Source organism: Agaribacillus sp. DX54 (assembly GCF_056858335.1).
The window spans coordinates 1-1,237 of record NZ_JBXEQE010000099.1 but is presented as its reverse complement, the minus strand read 5'-3'; the positions used below and the strand labels follow the sequence as shown (position 1 = coordinate 1,237).

At 46.6% G+C, this 1,237-nt stretch carries 1 protein-coding gene; it reads right to left on the bottom strand.

All coding sequences use genetic code 11. The features are described 5' to 3' along the window. Positions 1-466: 466 nt before the first annotated feature. Positions 467-1,237 (bottom strand): IS110 family RNA-guided transposase (locus AC04NP_RS30490; protein WP_482863910.1); only part of this gene is annotated, 771 nt, incomplete at its 5' end.

Genomic DNA, 1,237 nt, shown 5'->3' with positions numbered 1-1,237 from the left:
CTCCTATGTTGAAAAGCAAGGCTAAGCGCTATTTTTTGACATTATTTTCCTTTCCTACTCTTAAATGCCTTTTTCAATCCGTGGCTCAGGTTCAGTCAAGGGTGGCCTAGGGTAGGTAGGCGCGTGGCGCCATTTACCTTGCCCTTGACAGGTTCTGGGCCACGATTACCTTTGCATGAGGGTTGGAAAGGAAATTTTCCAGCCCTGTTTTGTTTTAATCCATAGGCACTTATTGTTTTTTACTGCCTATATTTTTTAGCTCGATTACTTGCTTGCATCCATTTACCCTTCTAACCAATCTCCTATAAGCAGTCTTCCTTTCAGGTGCTGCGGTATCATTTCTATGTTAAAAGGAGGGGATGCAGTCTCAGTGAAGCGGTCTTTCCCAAATAATCGGGATGCTGCAGGCACTAAATAGCATTGACTCCCCTACCAGGTTTTCCAGGTTTTTGATGCCTTCTGGCCACTAGGCCACTACACCACAAACATAGGCTTGTCGGTGTAACAGTACATGTCTTATTCTACTTAATAACTTTCTTGAGATGCGGATGATGGCTTTATTTTTTTGCATCCTGTTGCTTAATTGTTCAAATTTAGCCAGTAAGGCCGCATCCTTTCTTACTGCTACCCAGGCACTTTCTATCAAAGCGGCCTTCAAGGGGCCCCTGCCACGGATGGTCAGCGATCCAACCGCTTGTTTGTCCCCAGTACTACGCGTAGAAGGAACCAACCCTATATAATTACATAACTCATCCAGGCGCTTGAAACGCGAAGTGTCCCCTAATTCAGTTAACAAACTCATCGCTGTTACCCTGCCAATACCTGGAATGCCCATCAACAGCTTTACCTGCTCGCTATAACTAGGATGCTGGGCCAGCGCATTGATCTGTTTGGTCACAGCCAACAACTGCTCGTTGAGCAGTTGTCCGGTAGACACCAGCCCTGCAATCGTAGCCTGCAAACCAGGCGCATCCACCTGCAATGATCCCAACCAACTCACATAGGATTTTGACCACCTACGGGAGGCCTGTACAGGCAAACTGGCTGGCATTAAGACCCCATGAAACATCAACAAGGATTTTAACCGTAACTTTATACGCGTTAAATCCTTTACTAAGCTAGCTCGGAGCCTGACAAGGGAGCGGTCGGCCAACTGCTCATCTGAAGGAACATAGATGGCTTGCAGCATGTTACCCCGTAGACTTTTGGCCAGTTTACGACTATCCCTTTTGTCACA